Annotated in this window: 24 protein-coding genes; 12 read left to right on the top strand and 12 right to left on the bottom strand. The window is 64.2% G+C overall.

The features are described from left to right. Window positions 1-37: 37 nt before the first annotated feature. Entirely contained in the window at window positions 38-229 is a 192-nt protein-coding gene (locus AC3G2C_RS19205) for a hypothetical protein (RefSeq protein ID WP_488386232.1), read from the top strand. A gap of 56 nt (window positions 230-285) precedes the next feature. On the opposite strand, the gene ppa is transcribed toward AC3G2C_RS19205, so the two are convergent. From ppa to AC3G2C_RS19180, 5 genes are all read right to left on the bottom strand, one after another. Next, window positions 286-825, bottom strand: a complete 540-nt coding sequence (gene ppa / locus AC3G2C_RS19200; RefSeq protein WP_488386231.1) for an inorganic diphosphatase — start codon at window positions 823-825, stop codon at window positions 286-288. 126 nt (window positions 826-951) lie between these two features. Then, window positions 952-1,788 carry a 2OG-Fe(II) oxygenase gene (locus AC3G2C_RS19195; RefSeq protein ID WP_488386230.1) on the bottom strand — a complete coding sequence of 279 codons (837 nt, stop codon included), beginning with the start codon at window positions 1,786-1,788 and terminating at the stop codon, window positions 952-954. Between the two features lie 58 nt (window positions 1,789-1,846). After that, window positions 1,847-3,964: a prolyl oligopeptidase family serine peptidase gene (locus AC3G2C_RS19190; protein ID WP_488386229.1), complete on the bottom strand. Its 2,118-nt coding sequence runs from the start codon at window positions 3,962-3,964 to the stop codon at window positions 1,847-1,849. A gap of 177 nt (window positions 3,965-4,141) precedes the next feature. Further along, a complete protein-coding gene (locus AC3G2C_RS19185; RefSeq protein ID WP_488386228.1) occupies window positions 4,142-6,190 on the bottom strand; it encodes a sodium-translocating pyrophosphatase in 2,049 nt (682 codons plus the stop codon). A gap of 202 nt (window positions 6,191-6,392) precedes the next feature. Beyond that, window positions 6,393-6,797, bottom strand: coding sequence for an RcnB family protein (locus AC3G2C_RS19180; RefSeq protein ID WP_488386227.1), 405 nt, complete (start codon window positions 6,795-6,797; stop codon window positions 6,393-6,395). Window positions 6,798-7,364: 567 nt separating this feature from the next. Here AC3G2C_RS19180 and AC3G2C_RS19175 point away from each other — a divergent pair. Beyond that, window positions 7,365-8,153 carry a class I SAM-dependent methyltransferase gene (locus AC3G2C_RS19175; protein WP_488386226.1) on the top strand — a complete coding sequence of 263 codons (789 nt, stop codon included), beginning with the start codon at window positions 7,365-7,367 and terminating at the stop codon, window positions 8,151-8,153. Window positions 8,154-8,172: 19 nt separating this feature from the next. Further along, window positions 8,173-11,148: a hypothetical protein gene (locus tag AC3G2C_RS19170; RefSeq protein ID WP_488386225.1), complete on the top strand. Its 2,976-nt coding sequence runs from the start codon at window positions 8,173-8,175 to the stop codon at window positions 11,146-11,148. Window positions 11,149-11,328: 180 nt separating this feature from the next. Here the strand turns inward: AC3G2C_RS19170 and AC3G2C_RS19165 are convergent, their stop codons facing one another. After that, entirely contained in the window at window positions 11,329-12,597 is a 1,269-nt protein-coding gene (locus tag AC3G2C_RS19165; protein ID WP_488386224.1) for a 6-phosphofructokinase, read from the bottom strand. Window positions 12,598-12,603: 6 nt separating this feature from the next. Further along, on the bottom strand, window positions 12,604-13,032 hold the full coding sequence (locus AC3G2C_RS19160; RefSeq protein ID WP_488386223.1) for a VOC family protein: 429 nt from the start codon (window positions 13,030-13,032) through the stop codon (window positions 12,604-12,606). A 228-nt stretch (window positions 13,033-13,260) separates the two neighbouring features. Between AC3G2C_RS19160 and AC3G2C_RS19155 the strand changes: the two genes are divergently transcribed. From AC3G2C_RS19155 to AC3G2C_RS19120, 8 genes are all read left to right on the top strand, one after another. Continuing rightward, window positions 13,261-13,845 (top strand): adenylate kinase, encoded by a 585-nt coding sequence (locus AC3G2C_RS19155; protein WP_488386222.1) that lies wholly within the window; start codon window positions 13,261-13,263, stop codon window positions 13,843-13,845. Window positions 13,846-13,931: 86 nt separating this feature from the next. Then, window positions 13,932-15,287: a UDP-N-acetylmuramate:L-alanyl-gamma-D-glutamyl-meso-diaminopimelate ligase gene (gene mpl / locus AC3G2C_RS19150; RefSeq protein ID WP_488386221.1), complete on the top strand. Its 1,356-nt coding sequence runs from the start codon at window positions 13,932-13,934 to the stop codon at window positions 15,285-15,287. Window positions 15,288-15,627: 340 nt separating this feature from the next. Further along, on the top strand, window positions 15,628-16,230 hold the full coding sequence (locus AC3G2C_RS19145) for an LON peptidase substrate-binding domain-containing protein (RefSeq protein ID WP_488386220.1): 603 nt from the start codon (window positions 15,628-15,630) through the stop codon (window positions 16,228-16,230). Window positions 16,231-16,307: 77 nt separating this feature from the next. Beyond that, entirely contained in the window at window positions 16,308-17,126 is an 819-nt protein-coding gene (locus AC3G2C_RS19140) for an SDR family oxidoreductase (protein WP_488386219.1), read from the top strand. Then, entirely contained in the window at window positions 17,126-17,554 is a 429-nt protein-coding gene (locus tag AC3G2C_RS19135; protein ID WP_488386218.1) for an HIT family protein, read from the top strand. Before AC3G2C_RS19140 ends, AC3G2C_RS19135 begins: the two co-directional genes overlap by 1 nt. A gap of 28 nt (window positions 17,555-17,582) precedes the next feature. Then, window positions 17,583-18,002 carry a VOC family protein gene (locus tag AC3G2C_RS19130; protein ID WP_488386217.1) on the top strand — a complete coding sequence of 140 codons (420 nt, stop codon included), beginning with the start codon at window positions 17,583-17,585 and terminating at the stop codon, window positions 18,000-18,002. A gap of 300 nt (window positions 18,003-18,302) precedes the next feature. Beyond that, window positions 18,303-19,646 (top strand): sigma-54 dependent transcriptional regulator, encoded by a 1,344-nt coding sequence (locus AC3G2C_RS19125; protein WP_488386216.1) that lies wholly within the window; start codon window positions 18,303-18,305, stop codon window positions 19,644-19,646. 823 nt (window positions 19,647-20,469) lie between these two features. Beyond that, a complete protein-coding gene (locus AC3G2C_RS19120) occupies window positions 20,470-21,705 on the top strand; it encodes an acetylornithine transaminase (RefSeq protein ID WP_488386215.1) in 1,236 nt (411 codons plus the stop codon). A gap of 3 nt (window positions 21,706-21,708) precedes the next feature. Here AC3G2C_RS19120 and AC3G2C_RS19115 read toward each other — a convergent pair whose 3' ends face one another. The 4 genes from AC3G2C_RS19115 to thiE form a co-directional block, all read right to left on the bottom strand. Beyond that, window positions 21,709-22,593: an ion transporter gene (locus AC3G2C_RS19115; protein WP_488386214.1), complete on the bottom strand. Its 885-nt coding sequence runs from the start codon at window positions 22,591-22,593 to the stop codon at window positions 21,709-21,711. Between the two features lie 61 nt (window positions 22,594-22,654). Further along, on the bottom strand, window positions 22,655-23,269 hold the full coding sequence (locus tag AC3G2C_RS19110; RefSeq protein WP_488386213.1) for an HAD family hydrolase: 615 nt from the start codon (window positions 23,267-23,269) through the stop codon (window positions 22,655-22,657). Then, window positions 23,266-24,552 carry a glutamate-1-semialdehyde 2,1-aminomutase gene (hemL, locus tag AC3G2C_RS19105; RefSeq protein ID WP_488386212.1) on the bottom strand — a complete coding sequence of 429 codons (1,287 nt, stop codon included), beginning with the start codon at window positions 24,550-24,552 and terminating at the stop codon, window positions 23,266-23,268. The genes AC3G2C_RS19110 and hemL overlap by 4 nt, the downstream gene beginning before the upstream one ends. Before the next feature lie 10 nt (window positions 24,553-24,562). Continuing rightward, complete coding sequence (thiE, locus tag AC3G2C_RS19100) at window positions 24,563-25,186, bottom strand: thiamine phosphate synthase (RefSeq protein WP_488386211.1); 624 nt, start codon at window positions 25,184-25,186, stop codon at window positions 24,563-24,565. 95 nt (window positions 25,187-25,281) lie between these two features. On the opposite strand from thiE, the gene AC3G2C_RS19095 reads away from it, so the two are divergent. Next, window positions 25,282-25,479, top strand: a complete 198-nt coding sequence (locus tag AC3G2C_RS19095) for a rubredoxin (protein WP_019465029.1) — start codon at window positions 25,282-25,284, stop codon at window positions 25,477-25,479. Between the two features lie 229 nt (window positions 25,480-25,708). Here AC3G2C_RS19095 and AC3G2C_RS19090 read toward each other — a convergent pair whose 3' ends face one another. Beyond that, window positions 25,709-26,152, bottom strand: coding sequence for a DUF192 domain-containing protein (locus AC3G2C_RS19090; RefSeq protein ID WP_488386285.1), 444 nt, complete (start codon window positions 26,150-26,152; stop codon window positions 25,709-25,711). Window positions 26,153-26,435: the final 283 nt, after the last annotated feature.

The raw sequence follows: 26,435 nt of genomic DNA, 5'->3' as shown, positions 1-26,435 counted from the left end.
GCGTTTCCTGAGGAACGTCGTGAACGGGAGAGGCATCATGCCGATGTCGAGCCAAGCGGCCCGTACGGGCCACGCGTTGCTGCGCGCCGTGCTGATCGTGTTGTCGATCGTGGTGCTGGCAGTGTGCGTGCTGATGTGGTGGGTCACGCAGTTTGGCGCCGCGCAGCCGGTGGCGGACGGCGACCTGCCGCCGGCGCAAGTACAGGCCCAGGCGTCGGTCTCGCCTTGAGTTGGGCACAAAAAAAGCGCGCCACCCTCAGGCGGCGCGCTTTGAAAAGCCAGTAATCAGGCCTTCTTGTCGGCCTGGTAACGCTCGATGCCGGCGATAATTTCAGCCTTGGCCTCGTCAGCGCCCACCCAGCCTTCCACCTTGACCCACTTGCCCTTCTCCAGATCCTTGTAGTGCTCGAAGAAGTGGCCAATGCGCTCCAGCCAGTGGCCGGACACCGACTTGATGTCCTTGATATGCGCGTAACCGGCGAAGATCTTCTCCACCGGCACCACCACCAGCTTCTCGTCGCTACCGGCTTCGTCGGTCATCTTGAGCATGCCCACCGGATGGCAGCGGATCACCGAGCCCGGCACCAGCGGCAGCGGCAGAATCACCAGCGCGTCCAGCGGATCGCCGTCGCCGCCCAGGGTGCCCGGCACATAGCCGTAGTTGCACGGGTAGCGCATCGGCGTGGAGAGGATGCGATCGACGAAGATCGCGCCGCTTTCCTTCTCCACCTCGTACTTGACGGGCTCGGCGTCCTTGGGGATTTCGATGATGACGTTGATTTCGTCCGGAACCTTGCGGCCGGCGGGAACGAGGTGCAGACCCATGGGCGTTTCCTTCAGCGTAGTCAAAAGCAAAGACGTGAAAGGATACGGCAAAAGGTGGTGCATCGCAGCAGCCTGCCGCCTGGGACCTGCCATCAATTCAGCCGGGAGCGTGGCGCCTGGGGGGGCTCAGGGTTGGTACGGGCGCTCGCGTAACCATTTGGTTGCAATCCATTTTTCGCCCTTGATGACGGGAAGGCCCGCGTGTAGCGAACTTTCGTCACCGGTTTCGTAGGCGAAATAGACGGCCGAACCGCGCAGGGCCGTGACGGTGAGGCCAAGGCGGGGAAAGCCCGTACCTCCGCCCTCCTCGGGCGTGTTGAGGTACATGACCACGCTGGCGATGCGTTGGCCACCGCGCGCCGTGACCGCGCTAAAGCCGGGCTGCTCGGGGCTGAACCAGTCAAAGTGCGGCTCGTACTCCTGGCCGGGCAGGTAATGCAGGATCTGCAGCCCTTCGCCGTGGCTCACCGGTATGTGCAGCAACTCGGCGATACGCTGCTCGATGCGGTCCACCAGGGGCGTTTCGCCCATACGGAAGAACATGCCCTGGCTCGTGCGCCGTTGGTCCACCTGGTGGCGTCCATCCACATCCACCGTGAGCGCACGCGCAAGGCGCGGTCGCGCTTCGGCGATCAGTGCATCGCACTCCTCGCCACTGAGCATGCCTTCGAGCACACGCACGATGGGCGCGTCGGTACTCATGGTGACGCGCATCGTGTGACCGGCGACGGTTTGAAAGGGCGGCTCGGGGTGGCGTGTGCGCGTACCACTCACCGTGCCCTTGGCGGCTGCCATGACCGTGGCGAGAGGCAGATTTAGCACGCGGGCCACCATCTGGCGACTCTGCTCGCCACCGTAACCGGCGTCCTTCAGCAGGCGCAGCAGGTCGGGCAGGCTGTGCCCGGAGCGGGAGGTGGCGAGAATCCACTCGCGCAGTTCCGGGCGGATGGTGTGGTTGTTCATGTGCATCAGGACAGTGCGCCGGCAATCGCCGGCGCACCATGGTACGCGTGCATGTGCCTTACTTCACGTGCTCCCACAAGTAGGTGTAACCCAGCGCGCTCATGAAGGCCGCCTGCTTGTTGTCGGCTGCCGCGCCGTGGCCGCCTTCGATGTTCTCGTAGAAGCTGGTGTCGTAACCGAGCCCTTGCAGCTTGGCGTACATCTTGCGCGCGTGGACCGGGCCGACGCGATCATCGCGCGTGGAGGTGGTGAACAGCGCCGGTGGGTATGTCTGCCCGGCCTTGGCGTTGAAGTAGGGCGAGAAGGTCTGGATCCAGCGCCATTCTTCCGGCTTGTCCGGGTCGCCGTATTCGGCCATCCAGGAAGCGCCGGCGGAAAGATGGGTATAGCGCTGCATGTCCAGCAGGGCCACCTGGCTGACGATGGCGCCATAGAGCTGCGGATACAGCGTGAGCATGTTGCCCATCAGCAGGCCGCCATTGCTGCCGCCCATGGCACCCAGGTGTGTGGGCGAGGTGATCTTGCGCTTAAACAGGTCTTCGGAGACGGCGGCGAAGTCCTCGTAGGCACGCAGGCGATTGGCCTTGAGTGCGGCCTGATGCCAGCGCGGGCCGTACTCGCCACCGCCGCGGATGTTGGCGATCACGTACACGCCACCCTTTTCCAGCCACGCACGTCCCACGCTGCCGCTGTAGCTGGGCTGCAACGAGATCTCAAAGCCGCCGTAGCCGTATTGCAGGGTAGGGTTGTTGCCGTCGGCCTTGAGGCTCTTGGAGGCGATCTCGAAGTAGGGCACGCGGGTGCCGTCCTTGGAGGTGGCAAAGTGCTGGCTCACCGCATAGCGCGTTGCGTCAAAGAAGGCGGGGCTGTGTTTGATCGCCTGCGCATCACCCTGGCCAAGACTGCCAAAGTACAGCGTGGTCGGTTGTAGGAACCCGGTGACGGTGAGGAAGTAGTCGTCGCTTTCATCGGCATCCACGCCACCCGCCGCGATAGTGGACAGCTTCGGTGCGCCGCCCAGCGGCTGGCGCGCCCAGTTGCCCGGGCCTGGCGTGAGCACTTCCAGGCGATTGACCACGTTGTCCATCACATTGAGGATCAGGTGATGGCGCGTCCACGAATAGCCGTCCAGCGCGGTGCTGGCGTTGGGCTCGAACAGCACGGTGAAATCGCGCTTGCCCGCCATGAAGTCTTCGAAGTGTGCGGCCAGCAAGGAGCCGGACTTATACGTCTTTCCACCCACCGACCAGTCGCTGCGCGGCTCCACCAGCAGCCATTCGCGATGCACGTCGGTATTGGCGTCGTTGGGCACGTCGATCTTGATGAGCTTGCCATCCTTGGCGCGCAGGAAGGTTTCGCTGGCATAGAAGGCGATCTGGCGCGTGACAAAGTCGCGCTCGTAGCCAGTGGTTTGATCGCGCATGGCCGACACGCTCATGTCGTCCTTGCTCGCCTCGTACACGGTAGTGGCGCTGGTCAACGGCGTGCCGCGCTTCCACTCCTTGACGATGCGCGGATAGCTCGATGTCGTCATTGAGCCAGGGCCGAAATCGGTGGCCACATAGAGGTGGTCCTGATCCATCCAGGTCACCTGGGTCTTGGCCTCGGGCACTGAGAAGCCGTCCGCGACGAACTGCTTGTCGGTCAGGTCGAACTCGCGCACCACGCTGGCATCCGCGCCACCGCGTGAAAGTGCCACCAGACAGCGCTTATATGCCGGCTTGAGACAGTCCGCGCCATGCCATACCCAGTTCTCGCCCTCAGCCTTGGCGAGTGCGTCCAGGTCGAGCACCGTTTCCCACTGGGGTTGATCCTTGCGGTATTCCGCCAACGTGGTGCGGCGCCATACGCCGCGCGGGTGATCCTTGTCGCGCCAGAAGTTGTAGTAGCGATCACCGATCTTGTTCACCATCGGGATGCGCGCGGTGGAATCGAGCACTTCGAGCAGGCGCGCGTCGAGCTGCTTGAACTCGGCGCTTTCGGTGTACTTGCCGACCGTGGCAGCATTTTGCTGCTTGACCCAGTCGAGCTGTTTGGCGCCGTCGATGCTCTCCAGCCAAAGGTTGGGATCGGCGCTGTTGGCGGTGGCAGAAGCGAGGTTGTCGGAGGCATGTGTCATGCCGCCTAGTGTGAGGCCCAGCGTGAGTGCGAGCCAGAGTGAGGTCCTGCGTGCCATTGGCATTCGTCCTTGCGAGGTGAACAAGCGTCGAGTGTGGCCGGCCGCAGCAAGGCCTGCGTGTGACTGAAGTCAGGGGCACCAGGTCCCGGGTGCGTCGCAGGCGAACTGGGCGGACAGAACGCGGATGATCGTGCAGGCACCCGGCGACCATTGCGGTCGCCGGGCTTGATGGCTTTACAGCAGCGGAATAAGCAACAGCGCCACGATGTTGATGATCTTGATCAGCGGGTTCACGGCGGGGCCGGCGGTGTCCTTGTATGGGTCGCCCACGGTGTCGCCGGTAACGGCGGCCTTGTGCGCGTCCGAACCCTTGCCGCCAAAGTGATCATCTTCGATGTACTTCTTGGCGTTGTCCCAGGCGCCACCGCCGGTGGTCATGGAAATGGCCACGAACAAGCCGGTGACGATGGTGCCGATCAGTACGCCGCCCAGCGCTTGTGCACCGGCCTCGGCGCCGCCCAGCCACTTGAAGCCGAACACCACCACCACCGGCACCAGCACGGGCAGCAGCGAGGGAATCAGCATCTCCTTGATGGCCGAGCGGGTGAGCAGGTCCACCGCGCGCGAGTAGTCGGGCTTGGTGGTGCCTTCCATGATGCCGTGGATCTCGCGGAACTGGCGGCGCACCTCTTCCACCACCGCGCCGGCCGCACGCCCCACCGCTTCCATCGCCATGGCGCCGAACAGGTATGGGATCAGGCCACCGATCAGCAGGCCGATGATGACGTACGGATTGGACAGGTCGAAGCGGAAATCCGTGAGGTTGAGGTGCTGGTTGAGGTTATGCGTGTAGTCGGCGAACAACACCAGCGCGGCCAGGCCCGCCGAGCCGATCGCATAGCCCTTGGTCACGGCTTTGGTGGTGTTGCCCACCGCATCGAGCGGGTCGGTCACGCCGCGCACATCGGCCGGTAGTTCGGCCATCTCGGCAATGCCGCCGGCGTTGTCGGTGATAGGGCCGTAGGCATCCAGCGCCACGATCATGCCGGTCATGCTGAGCATGGCGGTGGCAGCGATGGCGATGCCATACAGGCCCGCCAGTTGATAAGCGCCCCAGATCGCCGCGCACACGGCCAGCACCGGCAACGCGGTGGATTTCATCGAAACACCGATGCCCGCGATGATGTTGGTGGCGTGGCCGGTGGTGGAGGCGCGCGCCACGTGCTGCACCGGGCTGTACTCGGTCGCGGTGTAATACTCGGTAATCACCACCATGGCGCCGGTGAGCACCAGGCCGATCAACGCACAACCGTAAAGGTGACCCACGCCGTAGGCGGAGTCGGCCATCAGTTGGCTGGTGATCGGCCAGAAGGCGATGGCGGCGAGCACCGCCGATACGGCCACGCCGGCATACAGCGCGCTCATGATCTTGGTGCTGCGTGCCTTCACAAAGAAGGTGCCGATCACCGAGGCGACGATGGAGGCGCCACCCAGCACCAGCGGAAACAGCACACCGTTGCTGCCGGTCTGTTCGGCCATCACGCCGCCCAGCAGCATGGTGGCGATCAGGGTTACGGCATAGGTTTCGAACAGGTCGGCTGCCATGCCGGCGCAGTCGCCGACGTTGTCGCCCACGTTGTCGGCGATCACGGCCGGGTTGCGCGGGTCATCCTCGGGGATACCCGCTTCCACTTTGCCGACCAGGTCTGCGCCCACATCGGCGCCCTTGGTAAAGATGCCGCCGCCCAGGCGGGCGAAGATCGAGATCAGCGAGGAGCCGAAGGCCAGGCCCACCAGCGCATGCAGCGCATGCATGGTTTCGTAGCCCATATGGTGAAGCACCACGTAATAGCCGGTGACTCCCAACAGGGCCAGGCCAACCACCAGCATGCCGGTGATGGCACCACCGCGAAACGCCACGTTAAGCGCGGCGGCCAGGCCGCCACGGGCCGCTTCGGCCGTGCGCACGTTGGCGCGTACCGACACGTTCATACCGATGTAGCCGGTGGCCCCGGAAAGCACCGCGCCGATGGCAAAGCCAATCGCCGTGCCCCAGTCCAACGCAAAGCCAATCACCAGGAACAACACCACGCCGACGCCGCCGATGGTGGTGTACTGACGGTTGAGATACGCCTTCGCACCCTCCTGGATCGCGGAAGCGATCTCTTGCATACGTGCGTTGCCCGGCGATTTTGCCAAGACCCAGCGCACGGACAGTGCGCCGTAAAGAACCGCCACGACCGCACATGCCAGCACGATCCACAAGCCATACTGCTGCAGCATCGGAGCCTCCCCATGGTGGTAACCACATCGCCGAGGCCCGCCACCGGCACCCCGACACGGCGGCCGCCCTTGCGGGCGGTCTGGGCCGAGTATAGGCAAAGGTTGACGACAGTCGTGTTGTGCGGCGCAGCGGGTGGCGAACATGGCGCACAAAAAAAGCGGCGCCTAGGGCGCCGCCTTGGGGGCAACCTGCGGGGCAGGGTTAGCGAATCACCATGTCCAGGATGATGTTGTCGCCGATGGACACCAGCAGGTAGTTGTTGTCGTTGCGCACCCAGCGGTAGCCGTACGGTGGCGGGGCCAGGCGGTAGCCGCGATAGTCGTTCACGATGTACATCGGGCCGTCGTAGCGATAGCCGCGCTGCCAGTGGGGGCGGCCGTAGTAGGTGCGGTCGCTGTAGTAGCGGCGCTCCCAATAGTCGTGGCGGTCGCGATCACGGCGCCAGTCGCCGCGGTCCCGCCAGTCGCCCCGATCATGGCCTCGGTCGCGATCATAGTGACCATCGCGGTTACGGCCCCGGTCGTGGTCGTGCCACGGGTCGGCCATCGCCGCGCCGGTGCCGGCGAGCAAGGCCAATGCCACGAGCATGCGGGTTAGGGCTTTCATCGCAACCTCCTCGGCGCTCTGGACACGCCACGAGGCGTGCTTGACCAGGCGTGGCCATCGTAGAAACCTGCGTCTGAATGGAAGTAGCGATTCCAGGTAAACGCTGACCACACTTTCAGCCGCGACTCATGCGTCGCACGGCGATGGTTCAGGGAGTGCGTTGGGGTGGCTGCCTGATCTCAGGCGAGCGCGTCGAAGGGGCGGAGGCCGGCCCGATGTCGAGCTGCCGAATGATTGAATGAAGGGCTCGGCCAGACAGCAGGATCGTGAATGCGGTGATATTCCTGCCCCCGCATCAGAATAATCCCATATTTATGCCCCGGCCCCATTGGCTATCGTCCCGGTTGTGCACCGACTTTGCTTTAGGCGAAGCCGCGATGCAGCGCTTTAACGGCACGGACGCGTGGGCATCAAAGCAACGGCACTTGAGGTTTGGCGCCGTTCCTCGCTCCTGATAGTCGGCTCGCCGATCCCGAATGTTGGGGATCTACGGCGCTGGCATCGGGTGGATGCAGGTGCCCGACTCGTACCCCCTGGCCATCCATCCCTTTTTGAGTGAGTGATCCCATGAATCAGAGCAACACCGGCGGTCTTGCAGCCGCATCTCAGGCCGATATCGCCTCTCGGCAAGCCATGCTTCCGACGATCCCCATGCTGCAGACACGCTACGGCGTGATGCTGGCGCCTACCTCGGAATCGGCACTGGCCCGTTCGCTTACCACGTACGGCGAGTGGGTGGAGCAGGAGTTGGACGTGCTCGGCGCCCTGCTCGAAGAGGGGCAGACGGTGCTTGAGTACGGCGCAGAGCTGGGCGCCCATACGCTGTGGCTTTCGCAGATGGTGGGTCACAAGGGTCAGGTTCACGTGGTGGAGCCGCGTCGCTTCGGCCATATCGCGCTGTGCTCGGCGTTGGCGCTGAACCATCTGGGTAATGTCTACCCGCTGCACGCCTCGCTGGGCGATGCGCGTCGGGACGTCACGCTGGGTGCTACGGATACCCAGCCTGAGGAAGCCTCGCAGCAGACCGCCGTCGACGCACTCAAGCTCAGCCCGCTGCACCTCATCAAGGTCAATCAGTCGGGCGGCCTGCTGCCGCTGCTTTCGGGGGCCGAGAAGACCATCCGCGACCAACAGCCGCTGATCTATTTCCGCCTCTCCACGGCCGACATGGCCACCAAGGAAATCGCGGCGCTGAAGGCCCTGGGTTATCGCTGCTGGTCGCATCTGCCTTACCTGTACAGCACCGACAACTTCAACAGCAGTGCCACCAACATTTTCCCGGGCTGGGTGAGCCAGAACGTCATTGCAGCCCACCAGGACAAGTCGGTGGACCTGGCACACCTGACGGAACTGTAACCAGACGCCGGGGGAATCCATGGAGCCTTGCGCAGGGACGCGCGATTCAAGCCGCAGGTCGGGCCTGACCCTACTGCTGCTGCTGAGCGCTGTGTGCATGGCTGTCGCGGCCTGCGCGTTCGTCGGTGGTGAGGCAGGTCAGCCCCAGGCTTCCGCAGCGGGTCCGGTCTCAACGAAGGGACCTCATGGCGATGCCGGGAGACCGGCGTCGCCTGACACTCGTGTTCAAGCGGCGAGTGGCGCCGCCGGACCGCAACTCAACGCTGGCCGCAAGGTGACCAAGGCGGCGCGAGGTGTGGGTGACCAGGGAGCGGTCAGTGCTGGTGTGCTGTCGACCGCGAACCTTGCGGTACGGGATATCCAGTTGGCCAGGCACCAGCTGGCGCGAGAGTCCTCCAGGAACGTTCGCGATGCTGCGGCGCGGGCATCGACGCAGATGGTCGCCATTACCCCTTGTTGTGCTTTACCCAACCGTTCGATGGAGATGCGGCCCATGCTGCACACAATCAGCTGGATCACATTGTTGGTGCTTGGCCTGGTGGCCGGCTTACTGCTGTGGCGAGCGAGCGTTCGCCGAGCGCGCGCTGAGCGCGCGAAAGCAGCGCAGCCTCAAGGTGAGCGCCGTGCACCATCGCTGCTGGACTACGACTTCGATAGCGATCTGCACGTGCCAGAAGATGCCGCCTTCGCAGACAAGGTCCACCAGGCATTGGAAGGCAAGCGCGGGGATTCGAGCCAGCCGAGCAAGCCAGTACAGCCTCCCGTGAGCAGCGAGCAGCCAGAAGGGCCCGCGCCAGACGCATCGCCGGTTACGGGCGAGGCGATGACTATCGCTCCGTCGACACCTGTTGTGGACGCTGCCGCTGCGACCGCTACGCAGGTTGACCCCGCGCACGCGGTTGCATCGCCGGAGGAAAAGACCGAGTCGCCCTCACAGCCATCCGAAGACAGTCTGCCGCCGGAGCTGTCTACGTCGGTTGCGTCTCAGGTGGAGCCGGTGGCGCCCCCCATGGCCGAGCGCTCCCCGGAAATCACGGTTGCCGCCCCAGCGCACGAGGCCAACACTGGCAACGACAACGACGTCGTAGAGACGCTTGTGGTCGAGTCGGTCGATACGGTGCCTGCATCTTCGGCGCCGCCTGTGCATGCGGCGGCCGACAAGAGCACGCCGAATTCCATCGAGTCTGCGCCCGTGCAGGGTGAGGAGTCCGACGGTCCGGAACGCAGGAGCGTGCTTGCACCTGTCGCGGAAGCTCCTTCCGGAGGGGATGCGGTCGCTCGCCCAGAGCGCAAACGCCCGGTAACTCCGGCAAAGCCGACGTTGGAAGCGAAGCGCCCACCCGCGCCGAAGAGCGAGGCCTCGGATGGCCGGCGCGTTCGCTATGCATTCAACATGGGTGCGTTGCCCGGCATTGCCTACATTGGCAAGCATCTGGAACCCAAGCTGGCTTTCCAGCGTATGGAGGGCGGCGGCACCGTGCTTCGCGTGGCGACCGGGTCGAGCACCATGGAGTTGCCGCTCCCGCCGAGTCGCTTGATTGCCAGCTTGCGAGCGCCATTGGCGACCGATCGGGAAGAAGACGATCGGTCCGGTCCTGGCAAGGACATCGCTCCGCGTCCGGAAGTCGCGGGGTCGCCGGGCTTGCCGGCGGGCACCTCGGCATTCATCCATTCCGAGCATGCGCGGGTGGTCGAGCAGCTGAGTCATCGCCTGCAGCGTCAGCCCGAGGACCTGTCGATCCGGCGCCGTCTGAGTCAGGCGCTGCTGGCGCAGGCGGGTATTACCGTGGACGAGATGGATCGTGCCCGGCTGCTGGATATGGGCATCGACCACCTGGAACAAGTGCATGCCTCGGGCGAGGAAGACGAGGCGCTGTTGGTGCTGCTGGGGCAGGCATGCCACAACCGCGCGCAGATCGGTCCGAGTGTGGATCCGGACTTGCTGCGCGATGCGGAGGCGGTCCTCCGCAAGGCGCTTAACGCTGGTGCGTTGCCTGACTCGGACGCGGCCTGGCTGTTGCAGCAGACCTTGCAGGCCGCGGTCGGTACCGACGCGGCAGGTCATGTCGCGGCGCGATTGCAGGAGGCGCAGGACATCCAGTTGCGCGGCCTGGCCAGCAAGCCTGCGGATATGGCGCGCTGGCAGGTTGCGGTCATGCGCACCGAGTTGCTGGTGACGGATCACGTGCAGCGCAACGTGACCGCACGTCGCCTCCATCTGCGACAGCTGCATGCCAAGTATCACGCCGTCATGCAGACGGAACAGGCCCCCTCGGTGCTCGAAGCCTGGGTGGACATGCTTTGCGTAATGGCGGAATCCTCGTCCGGTACGGCGGCTTCGGAGCGCTACGCGGAAGCGGAAAGCATCATTGCGCGCCTTCCGTCATCTTCCACGGAGGGTTTGTCGCGCGCTCGAGCAATGTCCGATATCGCCTTGTCGCGAGTTAAGACTGAACGCGTTTCGGTGCCGGCAGCTTTGCTGGCCCAGGCCGAAGCGGCGCTGGCGCCTTACCTGGAGCAGGAAGCTGAGGTGCGCTTGCGCGCGGCGCGCATTGCGTTGGCGCTGGCCCAGCGGGCCGATGCATCCACCGCCGACGCGTCGTATCGGCAGGCGGCAGAGCTGGCTGTGCCGCTCACCAGCGTGCCATCGCTGGCCATGGATGCGTTGCGCGTAGTGCTTGCCTCGTTGCTGGCGTTGGGCGACACCCGAGACCACGGTGTCTACGCACGTTGCCTGGCCGTGCTGGCCGGTCCCGAGGATGTGGAATCACTCTGGTTGCTGGCGCAAAGCGCCTTCCGCGAAGGGCGTTACGCCGAAGGCTGCCGACATTGCGAGCAGGCCTGGCGAGTGAGTGGCGCTGCCAGCCCTGCCATGGTGGAACACTGGCAGCAGGCGCAAGCGCAGTGGGCCATGCAGGACGGAAACTCCGCCGAGGTGCTTGCCAACCTTCGCCATCTGCGTATGGCGCGCGCAAGGCGAGGCGCGGCGGCATAAAGCCGGCGCGCCTGCGCATATTTCCGCTTAGGGCTGCTCTGATTTTGACTGTCATCCCAGCGAACCCCAAAAAAGGGGGGCGAGAGCTGGGATCCAGTGCTTGTAAATCCCTGAACGTGGGGGCGCTGGATTCCTGCTTCTGCAGGAATGACGAACAAAGGTCGACTAATCAGGCCTTCCTTAGTGGTCGAAAGGCTCGCATTTCTTGGCGACGGCCGTGTTCTTCAATTGCACGTATTGCGGTAGGCCGTGCTTGCCGTAGGGCACGGGGGCTTCGCCCTGGATCAGCGGGGCGAGATAGCGGCGTGCGGCGGCGGTGATGCCAAAGCCGTCGCGGGTGAGGAAGCTCGCCGGCATCTTCTTTTCGCGGTTGGCGATCTTGGCGAGTGGCGCAGGCTCGATCTTCCAGCGGTATGGTGCGTCGTTGGTACGCACGATCACCGGCATCACCGCATTCATGCCCGCGAGGGCGTACGTCACCGCGGCCTTGCCCACGGCGTAAGCCTGCTCGGCATCGGTGTTGGAAGCCAGGTGACGCGCTGAGCGCTGCAGGTAGTCCGGCAGTGCCCAGTGGTACTTGTAGCCGAGCTTCTCCTTCACCAGCGCCGCGAGCACCGGTGCCACGCCACCGAGCTGGCTGTGACCGAATGCATCGCGCGTGCCTGCCTCCGCCAGAAACTGGCCTTGCGCGTTGCGTAGCCCTTCAGAAGCGACCACCGTGCACCAGCCTACGCGTTCCACCGTGGCCTTGACCTTGGCCAGGAAGGCTTCCTCGTCGAAGGCGCGCTCCGGAAACAAGATCACATGCGGTGGCGCGTCAGCACCTTCGCCTGCAAGCCCGGCGGCAGCGGCGATCCAGCCTGCATGACGCCCCATCACTTCCAGGATGAACACCTTGGTGGAGGTGTCTGCCATTGAGGCCACATCCAGGCTCGCCTCCAGGGTGGATACGGCGATGTATTTGGCAACGGAGCCAAAGCCTGGGCAGCAATCGGTAACGGCGAGGTCGTTGTCCACTGTCTTAGGCACGCCAATGCAACGGATGTCGTAACCCATGGCCTTGCCGAGCTGCGAGATCTTCAGCGCGGTATCGGCCGAGTCGTTGCCGCCGTTGTAGAGGAACCACCGAATGTCGTGAGCGCGGAACACCTCGATCAGGCGCTCGTACTCGGCACGGTGGGTGTCCAGCGATTTGAGCTTGTAGCGGCACGAGCCGAAGGCGCCGCCCGGTGTGTGGCGCAGTGCGGCGATGGCGGCTTTGGTTTCCTTGCCGGTGTCGATCAGGTCTTCGCGTAGCGCGCCCAGAATGCCGTTGCGCGCGGCATAGACCGATACGCCTTGCGCGCGCGCCGCCTCGATCACGCCGGCGGCAGTGGCGTTAATGACAGCGGTGACGCCGCCGGACTGGGCGTACAGCAAACGGCCTTGGGGCTTGGAGGTCGGCTTCATGTGGGTTCAATCCGGTAGGGCGAGGTTGCCGTGCTCATCAAACACGAAGAAGGGGTTGAATGCGAACTCCCAAAGGTGATCGTCGAGGTCGGCGATGTACGCCGAGTAGCCGCCCCAGAACACTTCTTGAGGTGGTTTGACGGCGCGAGCGCCGGCCTTGAGCGCCTCTGCGTACCATGCATCTACCTGCGCCTTGGAGGCGGCATTGCGTGCGAGCGTGACGGCGGCGAAGCCGGTGGGGTCGTTTTCGCAGTGGGCGTCTTCGGCCAGTGCGGCGCGGCCATACAAGGCCAGCACCGTGCCGCCACCCGTGAGGAAGGCGATGTTGTCGTTGCTCGTGGAAGAGGTGCGCCAGCCCAGCGCCTCGTAGAAGCAGCGGGCGCGAGGCAGGTCGTCGACACCAAGGGTGACAATGTGGATGCGTGGGGACGTCATGTCCGGGGTTTCCGTGGTTGGGGTGTTGGCAGCTTAATCGTGTGACAAATGCCACCCTATGGGCTGCACGCGCTCTTCACGGCAACTCCTTTGGAAACAACGAATTGGCGTTCTTCGACTAAGGTCGTCGTTTGACGTAACTGGCTGCAGAAGCTACTTTGAGCGCTACTTTTCTCGCTTCCCGCGGGAGCCGCCAGCGGCGGTGGCCCGGGGATACCTTGGAGCACTATGCGACTCGTCCTACTCGGTCCGCCCGGCTCGGGCAAAGGCACCCAGGCAGCCCGCCTTAAGGTGGAACTCGGCGTACCGCACATCTCGACCGGCGACATGCTGCGCGCGGCCGTAGCGGCTGGCACGCCTACGGGCCTCAAGGCCAAGGCCGTGATGGATGCCGGCAACCTCGTTTCGGACGACATCCTGCTCGCCATGCTCGAAGAGCGCCTGGCCCAGGATGATGTGAAGAACGGTTTCATCCTCGATGGCTACCCGCGCAACTTGGCCCAGGCCGACGCGCTGGACCACCTGTTGGCCAAGATTGGCCAGCCACTGGATGCCGTGGTGAAGCTGGAAGTGCCCAACGAGGTGATCATCGGCCGTTGCGAAATCCGTTTCGCCGCCGAGCACCGCAAGGACGACGATCCGGCTGTGGTGCGCGACCGCCTGAAGGTCTACGCCGAGCAGACCGCGCCGGTGGCGGATTTCTTCGCCCGTCGTGGCAAGCTGCAGGTGGTCGATGGCGTGGGTGAACTCAACGAGGTCACCGGCCGCATCAAGCGGGCGTTGTCCAGCGAAACGGCCACCGCCAACGGCTGATCTCCCGGGCCGCCGCAAGGCGGCCCGATGGTTTTGGGCCCCGGCGCGCGTTATCACCGGCCGTGGCCCCTGCAATCGGAACGAACATGCGCCTGCATATCCTCGGCATCTGCGGCACCTTCATGGGCGGCGTCGCCGCGCTGGCACGTGAGCTTGGTCTCACCGTCGAGGGTTCCGACGCCAATGTCTATCCACCCATGAGCACTCAATTGGAGTCGCTGGGTATCCGCTTGATGGATGGCTACCGCGCCGAATATCTCCAGCCTGCGCCGGATTTAGTGGTCGTGGGCAATGCGATGGTGCGTGGTAATCCCGCTGTGGAATACATGCTCAACGCGCAACTGCGCTACGTGTCCGGCCCGCAATGGCTGGGCGACACGTTGCTGCAAGGGCGCGAAGTGCTGGCTGTAGCCGGCACGCACGGCAAGACCACCACCACCAGTCTACTGGCGCATTTGCTGGAAAGCGCCGGCCTGGCGCCGGGCTTTCTCATCGGCGGCGTGCCTGGCAATTTCGACACGTCGGCGCGCGTGGGCAGCGGTAAGCCTTTTGTGATCGAGGCCGACGAATACGACAGCGCGTTCTTCGACAAACGCTCCAAGTTCGTGCACTACCGTCCGCGCATCGCCATTCTCAATAACCTCGAGTACGACCACGCGGACATCTTCCCGGACGTCGCGGCGATCCAGCGTCAGTTCCATCACTTGGTGCGTACCGTGCCTGGCAACGGGCGCCTCATCGTCAACGCGCACGACAAGTATCTGGAACAGGTGCTGGCGATGGGCTGCTGGACGCCGGTGGAAACCTTCGGCATTGGTCGGGGCGACTGGCAGGCCGAGTTGCTAGAGGCGGATGGTTCTTCCTTTGCTGTACACCACCAGGGCGAACGCCTGGGCGAGATTCACTGGTCGCTCATGGGCCAGCACAGCGTGATGAATGCGCTGGCTGCGCTCGCCGCCGCCACGGCGGCTGGAGCCAATCCGCGTGCATTGCTGCCCGCTTTCGCCGAGTTCCGCAGCGTCAAGCGCCGCATGGAAGTAGTGGGCGAGGCAGCTGGCGTGCGCGTGTATGACGACTTTGCCCATCATCCCACCGCCATCGCCACCACGCTGGCGGGTCTGCGCGCCAAGGTAGGGTCGGCGCGCATTGTGGTGGCGCTGGAACCGCGCTCCAATTCCATGCGTCTGGGTGCCCACGCCGAAGCGCTCGCACCGTCGCTGGCCGATGCCGACCAGGTGGTGTTCCTGCATCGACCTGAGCTGGCGTGGGACGCTGGCCGCGTCACCGGTGCGCTTAGCGGTCGCGGCAGCACCGTACCCACGGTGGACGCGCTTATCGACGCGCTGCGTCGCGACGTGCGTGCAGGCGATCACGTGGTCTTCATGTCCAACGGTGGCTTTGAGGGTGCGCCCCGGCGTTTTGCCCAGGTGCTCGGCAGTTAGGCCGCATTGATTCACCCAGTTCACCCAGCCTAGGCACGCTGGTGTCCAGGCTGTCCGCCGCGCTTGCTACGGGCGCGGAAAGACGGGCTGTTCGGCAAAGCTGACATGCCAGTGATCTGCGAACGGACAGTGGCGGTTGTGCTTGGGCCGAGTGAATAAGCACATCCCTACGGAAGGTCTGATTAAACGACATTTTGGTCGTCATTCCTGCGAAGCCCAAAAAGGGGCGAGAGCAGTAATGCAGTGCCTTTACGTTCAGGCGCTTAAAGGCGCTGGATCCCAGCATTCGCTGGGATGACGATCAAAATCTGAGCCTACGTAAGTCGTTACACTGGCCGGTATGGCTGCCCAGTCTCCCTATCGCGACCTGCCGCTGTTCCCATTGGGTACCGTGCTGTATCCGGGCGGCCAATTGCCGCTGCGCATTTTCGAACAGCGTTACCTGGATATGGTGCGCGAGTGTGCGCGCAAGGCAACGCCGTTCGGCGTGTGCCTGATCCTGTCCGGTAGCGAGGCGGGTACACCGGCTACGCCGGCCGCCGTTGGCACGCTGGCCCACATCGTGGATTTCAATAACCGCGAAGACGGCTTGCTCGGCATCCTCGCCGAGGGTGGCGCGCGCTTTCGCGTGGCACGCACTCGTGTGAGGGCCGACGGTTTGGTACGCGGCGACGTGGAGATGTGGCCTGACGAACCCGCCGCGACTGTGCCGGTGGAGCTGGCGTTGTTGCAGACCATCCTCGAACGGTTGGTAGAGAACCTGGCACCTCAGTGGCACAACGCACCTCGCGATCGATATGAGGACGCGAGCTGGGTTGGCTTTCGCCTGGCCGAATTGCTGCCGCTGCAGGATGACGAGCGCCAGCACATGTTGGAGTTGAGCGATCCAGTTCGACGACTGTCGGAACTTCGCGACATCCTGCCGCGCTTCCAACGCGCGTAAGCCTTGCTGCGGTTGCAGGCCTTGCGCGTACCGGGCGCGCTCCTACACTGGGCGCTCTCTACCTAGGCGGATTTCCCATGAGCAGTCTCGCTGGCAAAACCTTGTTCATCACTGGCGCATCGCGCGGCATCGGTCTGGCGATTGCGCTGCGCGCTGCGCGCGATGGCGCCAACATCGCCATTGCCGCCAAGAGCAGCGTGCCCAACCCCAGGTTGCCCGGCACCATCCATAGCGCAGCGGCGGAGATCGAAGCCGCGGGTGGCAAGGCATTGCCGATCAAATGCGACATCCGCGAGGAAGACGAGGTGCAGGCTGCCGTGGCGGCCACGGTGGAGGCCTTTGGCGGCATCGACATCCTGGTCAACAACGCCAGCGCCATCTGGCTGGCGGGTGCGTTGGATACGCCCATGAAACGCTTCGACCTGATGCAGCAGGTCAACGCGCGAGGCAGTTTCCTCTGCGCGCAAGTGTGCCTGCCACATCTGCTGAAGGCCGAGAACCCGCACATCCTCACGCTGGCGCCGCCGCCGTCGCTCGACGCCAAGTGGTGGGCGCCGCACACGGGCTACACGCTCGCCAAGATGGGCATGAGCTTTGTTACCCTCGGCCTGGCGGGCGAGTTTGGTGCCAAGGGCGTGGCTGTGAATGCACTGTGGCCACGCACCATCATTGCCACCGATGCGCTCAACATGATTCCCGGCGTGCCGCTGGAGCGTTGCCGCAAGCCCAGCATCGTGGCCGATGCCGCGCATGCGGTGCTGACGCGGCCCGCCAAGGGTTTCGCGGGCCACTTCCTGATCGACGAAGAGGTGTTGCGTGAGGCGGGTGTGTCCGACTTTGCGCCTTACGCCATGGACGCCTCGCAATCGCCGCTACCCGATCTGTTCCTCGACTGATGAACGCCGAGTGCCCTTTCTGCGCCATCGTGGCCGGTCGATTGCCGGCTAGCGTGGTGGCGCAGAACGAGTCGGCGCTAGCGTTTCTGGACGTGCGCCAAGCGGTGCCCGGGCATGTGCTGGTGGTGCCGCGTGTCCATGTCACGACGATCTACGACATGGACGAAGTCAGCGCCGGGGCGATGATGCAACTAGGTGTCCGCGTCGCGCGTGCCTTGCGTGAGGCCTTCGACCCGCCTGGACTCAATCTGTGGCAGTCCAACGGTGCTGCCGGCGGCCAGGAGGTGCCGCACGTGCATCTGCATGTGCAGCCGCGCCGTGTGTCCGACGGCCTGTTGCGCGTCTACGCACAGGGCGCGCCGGCGCCCACGGCGCGCGATGAACTGGAACGTCTGGCCGAACGCTTGCGCCCGCTACTGTCTTCCTGAGGCATCGCCTCGCGCATTGGAGTCCGCGATGAAATACCTGCACACCATGATCCGCATCCGCGACATCGACGCCAGTCTGCGCTTCTTCTGCGAAGGCCTAGGGTTGGTGGAAAAGCGACGCATCGAGAACGCCGCGGGCAAGTTCACGCTGATCTTCCTGGCGGCACCCGAGTCACCCGATGCCGAGCTGGAGCTGACCTATAACTGGGGCTCGACAGAGGATTACGGCAGCGCCCGAAACTTCGGCCACCTGGCGTTTCGTGTGCGGGACATTTACGCCACCTGCGCGCACTTGCAGGCGATGGGCTACACCATCAACCGACCGCCGCGTGATGGCCATATGGCCTTTGTGCGGTCTCCGGACCTGATTTCGGTGGAATTGCTGCAGGATGGCGAATTACCGCCGAGGGAACCCTGGGCATCCATGCCCAACACGGGCGTGTGGTGACACGCCCGCTCCGCGCGTTCTTGCGCTTGGTTCTCGGGCGAGTATGGCGGGAGCCTGCGTGTCTGACAGCTAGGCCATAGGCATTAGCCATCTGGCAGATAGACGGCCTAAAGCCTGTCGATATGCGCCGTTTGTCGAGTGACTGTCACGCACGGAGTTGTATATTGTGTGAGACGCATCACACTTTCACGGTGGTCGCGGTGTAGTTTTCGCGACGGGCGTGGTGACCAGGGGTGGCCAAGGGCTTGGCTACGTCCGACCGAAACCTGTGACCCTGAACAGGGGAGGGGGAGGGGAGCCATGGCTGTTCTGAGGGAGGAAGCCAGACGCTGTGTCGTCTGGTTTGGGCAACCCGACGATGCGGAACGCGGGGAGCTCGCAAGGGCGGGATGGATCGTGCGCGTGGCCGATGCCGCTACCCAGACGGGTGTGGGCATGCGGAACAATGACACCGTGGTGGCGCTGGCCGATTTGCGCCAGGGCGAGCCCGCATCGGCCTTGATGATGGCGCAATTGATGGAGGACCACCCCTGGTTGCCGTGGGTGTCGCTCGTGTCGCCCGACATGCCTACGCAGGATCCGCTCATCGATCGTATCCTCGAAGCGAGCATCGAATACTTCACCACGCCGGTGGACCTCGAACGCTTGGTGGAAACGCTGGCGCGCATTGGCGGCGACCAGCCGGTACCGCTGGCCGAGCCGGGTGACATTGGCGTTACCGGTCACAGCATCGCCATTCGCAACGTGGTGGCCAGCATCCGCAAGTACGCGCCGGTGGAGCTACCGGTGTTGATCACGGGCGAAACCGGCACTGGCAAGGAAGTGGCTGCGCGGGCGTTGCATGGCTTGTCGGCGCGAGCCGATCGTCCGTTTGCCGCCATCAACTGCGGCGCACTGCCCCCGAATCTGGTGCAGTCGGAACTGTTCGGTCACGAGCGAGGCGCCTTCACGGGGGCTAACGCGCGACGCATCGGTCATTTTGAAACCGCGGCCGGTGGCACGGTGTTTCTCGACGAAGTGGGCGACCTGCCGCTGGATGCACAAACCAGCCTATTGCGTTTCCTACAAGAGGGCACCCTCGAACGCGTCGGCAGCAGTCAGCTCATCAAGCTGGACGTGCGTGTGCTCGCGGCCACTCACGTGGATCTGGAAAAGGCCGTTGAACAAGGCCGTTTCCGCGAGGATCTGTATTACCGCTTGAACGTTCTGCGCTTGCGCATGCCGGCGTTGCGCGAGCGTGAGGACGACGTGCTGTTGCTGGCGCAACGCTTTCTGGATGCGTTTCGCGAATCGCACCCGAGTCGGGCGCGTGGTTTCAGCGCCAGTGCAAGGCGTGCGATGCTCGATTTCACTTGGCCAGGCAATGTGCGCGAGCTATTGAACCGCGTGCAGCGTGCCGCGGTGGTGGCCGAGGATCCGCTGATCAGCGTGGAAGATCTCGACCTGTCCGACGTCATGAGTCGCCAGGCGGCACGCTCCAGCTTGGGGAACACTCGCGTGGCGGCGGAGCGCGATGCAGTGATCGCCTGCCTGCGGGAGAGCCGCTTCAATGTGAGTGAATGTGCGCGCCGGCTGAAGGTGTCGAGGGTGACCATCTACCGACTGTGCAAGAAACACCAGTTGGCGCTGGACGAGCTGCGCTGACGTTCGATACGACCCAACACATGCCTGGACCAATACCGGGCTCAGTGGCGGATGCTCGCCAAACCATGACTGGTTGGGCGCCGACCCAGCCATGTCGCCGCAAGCACCCGCCGCTGAGTCTGGCCGTCGACAACACGAGTCGACGGTTTGCGCAGGCATCGAAAGGAAGGCCCCCGACCCGCAGGGGACGGGTCGGGGGCTTCCATTGGTGCCCCGGCCACAGGGGTTGCCGGGTTACCGCCCTCGTCACCGCCTTGCGGCGGAATCCTGCTGGTACTGCCCGCCCGCCTTCCCATGGGGCATCGGTGGGTCGGACGTGATTGTTCCCGTTGCCAGCTGCGATGGTCGCGCCGACGTTGCCCTGGACCACCCAGAAGCGTCGCATCCGCCGCCGTGGCACTCCGTTCCACAGTGATCGGCGCGTCGTCGCAGCTGGCTTTCCCCCTTCCCGCCTGTACGTGACTAATCGAGCAATCGCCGTGCCAAACCGCACGAATGGCGTAAAACAAGGCTGAAGCCGCATGGCATGGGGCTTTGAGCAGGGCGTGGCCGTGCAAGGGGTGTTACAGCGTGCCGGCGCCAAGGGCGCGGGTAACCCTCGGAAAGTCGCGCCGTTGTGCGGTTTTCGGGCTGTTGTAACGCTACTGATACAGCGCACAGCCTTTGAGTCACACTTTCATGTCCAGGTGAGGGAGCCACGCGTGGTGCAATCGCCAGTGGCAGGCCTTAGGATGCATGTTGCGCCGCAACGGTTGGCGCATCCCCGCTTCTATCCTCAACGCATCTATGGCGCCGCCCCATCGGGGAGGTCCGGAGTTCCGACATGCACGCGCAAGACCCGTCCGCCCAGTCCCTGATCGATCTCGGTAAGCGTTATTGGCTGCCGGTGTATCGACCCCGTGATGTGGTGCTGGACCACGGCAAGGGCGCGCGTGTGTGGGACACCCTGGGCCGCGAATACGTGGATTTCGGTGCCGGCATCGCGGTGAATGCGCTGGGTCATCAGGATCCGGACCTTATGGCGGCGCTGACCACCCAGGCCGGCAAGCTTTGGCACACCAGCAACGTGTTCTACAGCGAGCCGCCGCTGCATCTGGCCGAAGAGCTGGTGCGTGCCTCTGGTTTCGCCGAGCGTGTGTTCTTCTGCAACTCCGGCACTGAGGCCAACGAAGCGGCGATCAAGTTGGTGCGCAAGTGGGCCACCGCGCAGGGCCGCGAGGCAGGCAAGCGCGTTATCGTGACCTTCCGTGGCTCGTTCCACGGCCGTACGCTCGCGGCGGTCACCGCCACTGCCCAGCCCAAGTACCAAGAAGGCTATGAGCCGTTGCCGGGCGGTTTTCGCTATCTGGATTTCAACGACGTCGCCCAGCTGGAAGCCGCCTTTGCCCATGGTGACGTAGCTGCTGTGATGCTGGAGCCCGTGCAGGGTGAAGGCGGCGTGGTGCCTGCCGCACCGGGTTTCCTGCAGCGCGTGCGCGAACTGTGCGACCAGTACAACGCCCTGCTGGTGCTGGACGAGATCCAGTGCGGCATGGGTCGTACGGGCACGTTGTTCGCCTACGTGCAGGACGGCGTGAAGCCGGACATCGTCACCCTGGCCAAGGCGTTGGGCTGCGGCTTTCCCATCGGCGCCATGCTGGCGGGCCCCAAGGTGGCCGAAGTCATGCAGTTTGGCGCGCACGGCACCACCTTCGGCGGCAACCCGCTGGCGGCGGCGGTCGCGCGCGTGGCACTGCGCAAGCTGTCGGCGCCCGAGCTGTTGGCCAACGTGGCGCGCCAATCGCAGGCACTGCGCGACGGCGTGGCGCGCATCAACGACTCGCTCCATCTGTTCGACGAAGTGCGCGGACGCGGCCTCATGCTCGGTGCCGTACTGAGCGAAGCGCACAAGGGCAAGGCCGGCACCATCCTGGATTTCGCTGCCGCGCACGGGTTGCTGCTATTGCAGGCGGGTCCGGACGTGCTGCGCTTCGTGCCGGCGCTCAACATCACCGACGCCGACGTCGCCGAAGGCCTGCAGCGTCTGGAAGCCGCGCTGCGCGCCTACCTGGCAGCCTGAGCGTTATTGCCGCGCGGTCGGCGCTTCGCTGTCCGATGACAGTGCGGCGCCGCAACCGCGACAGTAGCGGGCATCTGCTTGGTGACCTTGCAAGTCGCATCGCGGGCAAGCCGCATGTTGACGCGCGTCGCGAATGCCGGCCGCTAACTCCGCGGCAAAGATGCCGGTGGGCACGGCGATGATGCTGTAGCCCACCAGCATAATCAGCGAAGTGAGGATCTGCCCCAGCGTGGTGTGCGGGGTAATGTCGCCAAAGCCCACCGTGGTCATCGTCACCACCGCCCAGTACATAGCGCGCGGGATGCTGCTGAAGCCGTTCTGCGGACCCTCGATCAGGTACATCAGCGCGCCGAAGATCAGCACGAGGGTAAGGATGGTGCTGATGAAGATGAAGATCTTCCGTCGCGACTTCAGCAGCGTGGACCACAGCATGTCCGCTTCGCCCACGTAGCGGGTCATCTTGAGTACGCGGAAGATGCGCAGAATGCGTACAGCGCGGATCACCAGTAAATACTGGCTTCCGACCACCAGCAGGCTGAGGTAGGTGGGCAGCACGGCCAACAGATCAATGACGCCGAAGAAGCTCAGGGCATAGCGGCGCGGACGCGCCACCACCAGCAGGCGCATCACGTATTCGAACGTGAAGGCCAGGGTGAAGATCCACTCCAGCACATAGAAGGTGCGCTCGAAGTGCACATGCAGGTCCTGCACGGTATCGAGCACCGCCACCAAAATGCTGGAGAGAATCGCCACGATCAGCACAAGGTCGAACAGTCGCCCTGGCCGATCGTCGTGGCCGAAAATGATGTGGAACCAGCGGGCGCGCCACCCATGGTCGCGCGCAGGTCGCACCACGCTATCGAAAGGGAAGGGCGGCTGTCGGCTCATGCGTGTCTCTTTGGTGCCATGGCGACCAGCATAGCGCTACGCGCCGTAGGGTAGGCAGGGCTCAAAGGGCCCCGGCAGCTGTTAGTGCGTGCTGCAACCCTGCCGTGTTCTGAAAGTGGTGGACTTGGAGACCCGCTTGCCGTGCGCCGGCCACATTGTCGATGTTGTCGTCCACGAACAGAGTGGACGCCGCCGTTACACCCAGGTGCGCCAGGCATGCCAGGTACACCTGCGGATCGGGCTTGCGCGCACCGAACTGGGCAGAAGCAAAGGCCCTACCGGCAAACAGCGGAAATAGTTCGGGCACGATGTCTGAGAGACGCTCGGCCATCAACACGCCATTGTTGGTGAGTAAGCCCAGTTCCAGGCGCCTACCCGCGGCCTGCGCCATCGCCCATACGTCTGGCCGCAGCCGGGTTGCGGCGCGGCGGGCATCCGTCCAGGCATCCGCGCTTACTGTGCAGCGAAGCTGGGCGCCCAACGCGCGCAGGTACGCGACGGCATCGAGGGTGCCACTGTCTCCCGCCTCCTCGATGCCGGACTCGTAGATGGCAGCCCACACGGCACCGGGCGTACGGCCGATAGCCTGTGCCAGGTGCCGTACACGTTCATCTCGCTGGTAGTCGACCAGTACGTCATCCAGGTCGAACAACACGCAGCGCAGGGGTGTACTCATCCCCCGCGGGCTGCTCGCAGGGCGCCGCGGGCGGCTTCGAGCGTGTCGGCCAGATCCTGTTCACTGTGCGCACTGGAAACAAACCCCGCCTCGAATGCCGAGGGGGCGAGGTACACGCCGCGCTCGAGCATGCCGTGGAAGAAGCGGTTGAACAGGGCGGCATCGGCCGAGGTCGCCTGCGCGTAGCTCTCCACCTTTTCGCCTGTGAAGAACAGGCCGAACATGCCGCCCACGCGATTCACGCTGAAAGGCACGCCTTCGCCATCGGCCACGGCTTGCAGGCCATCGGTGAGCAGGCGCGTCTTGGCTGCCAGGGCGTCGTAAAAGCCCGGTGCCTGGATAAGTTCCAGCATCGCCAGTCCTGCTGCCATCGCCACCGGGTTACCCGACAGCGTGCCCGCTTGATAGATCGGGCCGGCCGGGGCGATCTGTTGCATCAGGTCGCGGCGACCGCCGTAGGCGCCCACCGGCATGCCGCCGCCGATGATCTTGCCGAAGGTCGTCAGGTCGGGCGTGACGCCGTAATAAGCCTGGGCGCCGCCGAGCGCTACGCGGAAGCCGGTCATCACTTCGTCGAAGATCAGCAGCGCGCCGTGCTTGCTGCACAGCGTACGCAGACCCTGCAGATAGCCGTCCTTGGGCGGGATGCAGTTCATGTTGCCCGCGACCGGCTCGATGATCAGGCCGGCGATATCGTGACCGTGCTCGTCGAACAGACGCACGGCCGCGTCCAGGTCGTTATAGGGCAGGGTCAGTGTGAGATCGGCATTGGCCTTGGGCACCCCTGGCGAGGTCGGCACGCCAAAAGTGAGTGCGCCGGAGCCCGCCTTCACCAGGAAGCTGTCACCGTGGCCGTGATAGCAGCCTTCGAACTTCACGATCAGGTTGCGGCCGGTGGCGCCGCGCGCCAGGCGGATGGCGGACATGGTGGCCTCCGTGCCCGAATTCACCATGCGCACCATATCGATCGAAGGGATGAGCCGAGTGATGGTCTCGGCCATGGTCACCTCGGCCGGGCAGGGCGTGCCGTACGAAAGGCCGTTCTTCACCGCGCGCTCCACCGCCTCCCGCACATGGGGGTGGTTGTGGCCTACGATCATCGGCCCCCACGAGCCCACGTAATCGATATAGCGCTTGCCCTCCACATCCCACAGGTAGGCGCCATCGGCGCGTGAGGTGAAGAAAGGCTCGCCACCCACCGATTTGAAAGCGCGCACGGGCGAATTCACGCCGCCAGGCATCAGCTGCTGCGCGCGATGGAACAGTTCGTGGTTGGTGGTCATCGTGAAGCTCTCAATCGTTAGTGAAGAGGTGAGCGAAGCGCGCGGCGGCGCCGAGAACGTCCGCGTCGCCAAAAACGGCTGAAATGACCGCCAGATAATCGGCGCCCGCATCTATCAGCAGCTTGGCATTTTCCGGCGTGATGCCGCCGATCGCCACCCGCGGTACGCCCAGCGCGGCGGTCTGCCGCAGCAACTCAAGCGAAGCGCGCCGCGCGTGCGGCTTGGTAGGCGAGGGAAAGAACGCGCCAAAGGCGATGTAGTCGGCGCCCGCCGCGGCCAGTTGCTGGGCACGTTCCAGCGAGTCGTAGCAGGACACGCCAATGATGGCCTGTGACCCAAGCACAGCACGGGCGGCCTGTAGGTCACCGTCATCCTCGCCCAGGTGTACGCCATCCGCACCGGCAGCCAAGGCCAGGGCGATGTCGTCGTTCACGATCATCGGAACCGAGTGGACGGCGCACAGCGCGCGAATCGCCTGGGCCTCCGCCAGACGCCGGGCGGCGTCCTCGGTTTTGTCCCGGTACTGCAGCAGCCGGGCGCCGCCGGCCAGCGCCTGTGCGACCGCGTCCAGTAAATTGGGGCGGGGGCCGTCGGTGATCACATAAAGGCCTTGGCCCTGGAGTCGTGCGTACATGAAATCGTTCCTGGAGGACTTGCGCCATACGCTTTCGCATCGGCGGGGGAGTTGCGAGAATGCCGCACTTATTCTCCATAGCAAGCAGTCCTGCGATGAATCAGAGCACCAACGAAACCGGCACCCTGCGCAAATGGATGTGTGTCGTCTGCGGCTTTATCTATGACGAAGCGCTTGGCCTGCCCGACGAGGGCATCGAGCCGGGCACCCGCTGGGCCGATGTCCCCGACACCTGGACCTGCCCGGACTGCGGAGCCACCAAAGACGATTTCGAGATGATCGAAATCGACTGATTTTTGCTCCACCTTGCCCCCAAACGGCCCGATTCCGTCATCGTACGGACCGGGCCGTTTGTTTAGATGCTCCCGCACGACTCCCCCAAGTCGCGCAACCTGGCAGGAGCAGCACCATGCAACAGTTCATTCCGTTCGAAGACGAGTGGGACATGCTGGAAAGGCTCAGTCCCGAGTTCCTGGTTCCCTACCATGTCGGCGTACCGTGCAGGCATGACTTGGCCGGCGCTCACTGCACCGGGCCCACCGGCCCTTCGATCATCAACACGTCCCTGGCCCTGACGCCGATGCGCGTTGCGGTGCCCGCGGGCAGCTCCAATACGTAGCGCGCCGGCGCAGCGCTGGGATACGTAGGGCAGGGATCTGCCTTACAGGGCGGCACATTCGCCTGCAGCGAGACCAGCTGCCGTTGGGCATCGAAATACAGGATGTCCAGCGGGATGAGCGTGTTCTTCATCCAGAACGAGCGGACATCTGTATCTGGGAACACGAAAAGCATCCCGTGATCCGGCGCCAGCGCGACGCGCGCCATCAGGCCACGTGCGCGACGGGCATCGTCGGTTGCCAGCTCTGCAATAAAGCGATGACTGCGCAACTGCACGGTGGTCGTGTCCTGCACGCTTGCGGGCAACGCGGCAGACGCGGCGAACAACAAGGAGGCAAAGAGCTGCATATATAGAGTGCTCACCAAGAGGAAACCATACGGGAGTGTGCCGCCCGGCATGCGAATGTCATCGCACTGAAAAAAAATTGCGAAGACCCCTTCCCAGATCCGAAAGGCCACGCTATTATTTCGCTCCTGCCCCGACGAGAAGTTCATCCTCACGGGGTTGCCGCCGAAAGGCCTGAAGCAAAAATTATTTCGCTGAAGGTGTTGACGGACAGGAAAAACGATGTAAGATGAGCGGCTCACTCGGAACGAAATGTTCCGAAGCGGAAACGGAAACGTTCTGCAA

The sequence above is a fragment of the Frateuria sp. sgz306004 genome (assembly GCF_057750885.1).
The sequence above is the reverse complement of the archived record's forward strand: the minus strand, read 5'-3'. Positions and strand labels throughout refer to the sequence as shown.

Coding starts and splice junctions, on each gene's coding strand:
- hemL (WP_488386212.1), bottom strand. CDS start 24,552: ATGACCACCAACCACGAACTGTTCCATCGCGCGCAGCAGCTGATGCCT.
- AC3G2C_RS19195 (WP_488386230.1), bottom strand. CDS start 1,788: ATGAACAACCACACCATCCGCCCGGAACTGCGCGAGTGGATTCTCGCC.
- AC3G2C_RS19185 (WP_488386228.1), bottom strand. CDS start 6,190: ATGCTGCAGCAGTATGGCTTGTGGATCGTGCTGGCATGTGCGGTCGTG.
- thiE (WP_488386211.1), bottom strand. CDS start 25,186: ATGTACGCACGACTCCAGGGCCAAGGCCTTTATGTGATCACCGACGGC.
- AC3G2C_RS19170 (WP_488386225.1), top strand. CDS start 8,173: ATGGAGCCTTGCGCAGGGACGCGCGATTCAAGCCGCAGGTCGGGCCTG.
- AC3G2C_RS19175 (WP_488386226.1), top strand. CDS start 7,365: ATGAATCAGAGCAACACCGGCGGTCTTGCAGCCGCATCTCAGGCCGAT.
- AC3G2C_RS19205 (WP_488386232.1), top strand. CDS start 38: ATGCCGATGTCGAGCCAAGCGGCCCGTACGGGCCACGCGTTGCTGCGC.
- AC3G2C_RS19165 (WP_488386224.1), bottom strand. CDS start 12,597: ATGAAGCCGACCTCCAAGCCCCAAGGCCGTTTGCTGTACGCCCAGTCC.
- AC3G2C_RS19140 (WP_488386219.1), top strand. CDS start 16,308: ATGAGCAGTCTCGCTGGCAAAACCTTGTTCATCACTGGCGCATCGCGC.
- AC3G2C_RS19155 (WP_488386222.1), top strand. CDS start 13,261: ATGCGACTCGTCCTACTCGGTCCGCCCGGCTCGGGCAAAGGCACCCAG.
- AC3G2C_RS19180 (WP_488386227.1), bottom strand. CDS start 6,797: ATGAAAGCCCTAACCCGCATGCTCGTGGCATTGGCCTTGCTCGCCGGC.
- AC3G2C_RS19095 (WP_019465029.1), top strand. CDS start 25,282: ATGAATCAGAGCACCAACGAAACCGGCACCCTGCGCAAATGGATGTGT.
- AC3G2C_RS19190 (WP_488386229.1), bottom strand. CDS start 3,964: ATGGCACGCAGGACCTCACTCTGGCTCGCACTCACGCTGGGCCTCACA.
- AC3G2C_RS19160 (WP_488386223.1), bottom strand. CDS start 13,032: ATGACGTCCCCACGCATCCACATTGTCACCCTTGGTGTCGACGACCTG.
- AC3G2C_RS19090 (WP_488386285.1), bottom strand. CDS start 26,152: ATGCAGCTCTTTGCCTCCTTGTTGTTCGCCGCGTCTGCCGCGTTGCCC.
- AC3G2C_RS19120 (WP_488386215.1), top strand. CDS start 20,470: ATGCACGCGCAAGACCCGTCCGCCCAGTCCCTGATCGATCTCGGTAAG.
- AC3G2C_RS19125 (WP_488386216.1), top strand. CDS start 18,303: ATGGCTGTTCTGAGGGAGGAAGCCAGACGCTGTGTCGTCTGGTTTGGG.
- AC3G2C_RS19130 (WP_488386217.1), top strand. CDS start 17,583: ATGAAATACCTGCACACCATGATCCGCATCCGCGACATCGACGCCAGT.
- AC3G2C_RS19110 (WP_488386213.1), bottom strand. CDS start 23,269: ATGAGTACACCCCTGCGCTGCGTGTTGTTCGACCTGGATGACGTACTG.
- AC3G2C_RS19145 (WP_488386220.1), top strand. CDS start 15,628: ATGGCTGCCCAGTCTCCCTATCGCGACCTGCCGCTGTTCCCATTGGGT.
- mpl (WP_488386221.1), top strand. CDS start 13,932: ATGCGCCTGCATATCCTCGGCATCTGCGGCACCTTCATGGGCGGCGTC.
- AC3G2C_RS19135 (WP_488386218.1), top strand. CDS start 17,126: ATGAACGCCGAGTGCCCTTTCTGCGCCATCGTGGCCGGTCGATTGCCG.
- AC3G2C_RS19115 (WP_488386214.1), bottom strand. CDS start 22,593: ATGAGCCGACAGCCGCCCTTCCCTTTCGATAGCGTGGTGCGACCTGCG.
- ppa (WP_488386231.1), bottom strand. CDS start 825: ATGGGTCTGCACCTCGTTCCCGCCGGCCGCAAGGTTCCGGACGAAATC.